The organism is Novipirellula sp. (genome assembly GCF_041583735.1).
Classification (GTDB): Bacteria; Planctomycetota; Planctomycetia; order Pirellulales; family Pirellulaceae; genus Novipirellula.
On sequence record NZ_JBFHFD010000780.1, the window covers coordinates 1 to 3,632 of the forward strand.

The window sequence follows — 3,632 nt, forward strand, 5'->3', positions numbered from 1 at the left end:
CTATTCTAGGCGGCTACATCGACAAAAAATCGCAGGGTCCTCCCGGCTCAAAAACTCTCTGGCGTGGGATGAGCCGTTTCTCGACCATCGTTGAAGCTTTCGTTGCATTCAAGCAAATGAGTTTTGGGGTATAAAAAGGCTGGCAGCCTGTGCTACACCCCCAAAAGTCTCCGCGACTTTCACTACACCTAGTTCCTTTTCTTCCTGTCACCCATCTTCCTGTAATCTCATTTGCCATTGTCGTTGATCGCTCCGCGATCATCACGCACTTCCCGTAGTGGATCTTGCTAAAGATCCCTCAAGCAACATTTCCACGACCGATGGCAGGCTGCAAGCCTCCCCCACACCTCAAAAGTCTCCGCGACTTCCGCTACGGCCAGTGCTCTTATGTTTTTGCCACCCATTTTTTTGCCGCCGATTTTCTTGATCCAATAACCGCTAGCGACAGCACTATCACGACGACAGGCTGGAAGCCTATCCCACATTCGAAAGTCTCCGCGGCTCCCGCTACATCAGTCCTCTTATCTTCCTGTCAACCATCTTCCTGTAAACTCAATCGCCATTGTCGTTGATCGCTCCGCGATCATCACGCACCTCCCGTAGTGGATCTTGCTAAAGATCCCTCGAGCGACAGCTCCCACGACTGACGCCAGGCTGGCAGCCTGTACTACATTCCCAAAAGTCTTTGCGACTTTCGCTACGGAACGTGTGCTGCCAACGGCACTAAAACCTAGCACGCTCAAGCGGCTAACTTGCATCCGCGAACGCGGGGATCAGCAAGCGGACGACGATCCATGTGATTGAGAAAATTGCGACCAGAAACGCGCTTCCGTAGGCAACCATCGCGACCAATCGTCGACGCAACGTTTTTCGTTGCTGAATCGATACCAGGCGGTCGGTGATTCTCGTCGCCAACTCATCATCATCCTCATCGTCGTCGACCAAGGAACGATCCTGAACATCCTCGACAACTTCATTAACGATTGGTTTGTGAGCAACTCTGCTAGGAAGCGACTTCGCGGCTGTTTTCGCGGGCGGTCGTTTGCGATCTTCTCTCACGCTTAGAAGCATCGATTCTCCCGCTTCGCCACCCAATGGATTACGCTCATTCCCCAGATCAGCCGTGATGTCATCGGTCGCCCCGTCGGTCGCCCCCTCGATCGCTTGCAGCTGAACGTTCATGTTCCCGATCGCAACAGGGTCGCCGCCTGGAACAAGTCGTGTTACCCATTCTTCTTGAGCCAGCCCCTCGGGACACTTCAAATCGATCAACCACACCGAATCATTGACGGCGATGATCGCGTGATCATAAGGGGACAACCGAAGACCGTGCACGCGAAACGTACTGGGGTGTCGACTACCTAAGATCGTCACTCTTCGGCGGAGCGTCTTCGTGCGAGATTCACCATCCATGCTCAACACCAATTTCGGATATGGGTGCTGCCGTTCACCGACATCAAAAGTACCACGACCGACACGTGAATCAGAGGATGGTTGGCCGTTTGGGCGAAAGCGATTCGATGTTGCTGAATCAACCTCCGCCGAAGACGGTCCAGGCGGTGGATTCACGTCCTGCTGACTAAACGTGATCGCAGTCCGACCGACTAACAATTCCTCCTGCGGTAACAGAATTCCCCATCGCGGGAAGGAAATCGCACAAAGCGGCCAAACCTCGATCCCATCGGCAAACGCGCACGCCAAATAGACAGCCGAAGGAATACGTGACTCACCGAGCGATAATGTGCACGCTTCGTGGGAACCGATCAACGCGAACGGAAGCGACGGCTCGATCCAGTCGTGAGACAATCCTTTGCTGTACGCGATCTTCCAGCGGGATGAAGGCCAATGATTCATAAGTTCGAATTGGCAATCGCGTGAGACCGAGGTGAGCTAGAACCGATACAGGACTGGCCCCTATCTTAATCTCCCCCCCGTACTGGCTGTAAACGCTTCCTTACGCTTTTCTCGACTTTCGTCAAACAGACTCCGCGAATCGCGATGTAATAATGTGACAAACCGGCACCTAGCTCACAAACGTCCACCCCACGATGCACTTAATCACCCCGGTTTGAAGCGACTGCTGATTGAGTCAGCCGTTTTGGCGACGTGTTGCGTCATTTAAAGTGCCGGAGGCACGACAGCACTTAGCCTGGAAGCGTAAGCTCCAGGATTTCCGGAGCCATTCGTTACATAGCCCCGGAGGGGCGGCAGCGATCGATCATTTTGCTTTCTGTCGCCCCTCCGGGGCTTCGGATCATTATTTTCTTCGTTTTCCTGGGGCTTACGCCCCCAAGGCTACATGCTGCCGCCACTGGCGTGGCTGAAAAGCGCAACTTCAAAACTTACGCATTCGGGTGATGAAAATGCTTCACGCCTTGGCCCAAGCGGCCAACTTAAGGCTTTCCCCCAACCGTGGCTTTCGCCAAACGACTCACGTCACAGCGGTGATGGCCTGCTCAATCGGCTGTTTCTAAAGTGCGGTCGGAATCAATCAGGGACGGGGACTTAAAAGACATCGCCAGTCCCCCCCTTAGCGGCGTGCGATTCGCAAATTTCGAGAGCAAATCACAAAGCAATCACTTGCACTCGATACGTTTGGCCGGACAACCGTTTCAAACGTTACTCGTTGACTGAGATTCTGCCGCGATTCTCCGATGCGATCCCTTCGCATGAGGATTCCTGTTCTAGCTTTCAATAGCGGGATTCAGTTCTGGGGGGCACTGAAACTCGCTAAACGTGCAGTGATTCTCGGTCGAATCACTCCAACGTCTATTCACGAATCAATGAGTTACCCTCCGATGTCTAGTGCGATACTGAGTACGCATGATGCGGCAACTTCGCAAACCACTGTTCGGGATCTAACGATCAGCTTGGCTCGATCGCGAGAAGACCTGCGTCAGGCATTCAGACTAGTGTACCAGTCGTACTACGACGCCGGTTTAGCGGTCGACACGCCCAGCGGAATGCGTTTGACTCCATTCCACCTGGTGCCGACGTCCGAGGTCCTGGTGGCCAAACTCGGTGACACGGTAACATCAACGCTGTCGATGTTTGGCGATGGATACCTGGGGTTGCCAATGCAATCGATGTATCCGCGAGAAATCAAAGAGCTTCGTGACCAAGGGCTACGGCTGGCGGAAATTGGCAGTCTCGCCGATCGACGCGACTCACCGGTGCGTTTTATTGAAACAATGGCTGAGATGAGCCGACTGCTCGTACAGGTCGCCCGCGCCCGCGGCATTGACGCCTTAGTTGTCGCGACCCATCCCAAGCACGCTCGATTGTACAAACGTGTGATGGGGTATCGCCAAATCGGCGAACTCTCGGATTGTCCCTATGCCAACGGCAACCCCGCAGTAGCACTCGTCCTAAAATTTGACGAGCATACCGGAACGTCATTACACGATCGCTACTTTGGAAACCCCTGTTCTGCGAGCGAACTTGTCCAGTTTCGCTGGGATCGCGACACACGCAGTTACTTTCGTCGTGCTCTTGAACGCGACAATACCATTGCCACGCTGTCCGGAATCCAGGGCTACTACAACTGGGCCGCGATCACAGGCAACTTTACGGTTTAGCCCAACCGCCTTTCTGCAACAATAATCGCACGGCTTTTCAAGCCGTCCGCATGC

At 53.9% G+C, this 3,632-nt stretch carries 2 protein-coding genes; one reads left to right on the forward strand and one right to left on the reverse strand.

The genetic code is table 11. The features are described 5' to 3' along the window. Positions 1-747 precede the first annotated feature (747 nt). Positions 748-1,854, reverse strand: a complete 1,107-nt coding sequence (locus ABX962_RS32590; protein WP_372725867.1) for a hypothetical protein — start codon at positions 1,852-1,854, stop codon at positions 748-750. A 944-nt stretch (positions 1,855-2,798) separates the two neighbouring features. Between ABX962_RS32590 and ABX962_RS32595 the strand changes: the two genes are divergently transcribed. Then, a complete protein-coding gene (locus ABX962_RS32595; protein WP_372725868.1) occupies positions 2,799-3,578 on the forward strand; it encodes a long-chain N-acyl amino acid synthase in 780 nt (259 codons plus the stop codon). Positions 3,579-3,632 lie beyond the last annotated feature (54 nt).

Coding starts and splice junctions, on each gene's coding strand:
- ABX962_RS32590 (WP_372725867.1), bottom strand. CDS start 1,854: ATGAATCATTGGCCTTCATCCCGCTGGAAGATCGCGTACAGCAAAGGA.
- ABX962_RS32595 (WP_372725868.1), top strand. CDS start 2,799: ATGTCTAGTGCGATACTGAGTACGCATGATGCGGCAACTTCGCAAACC.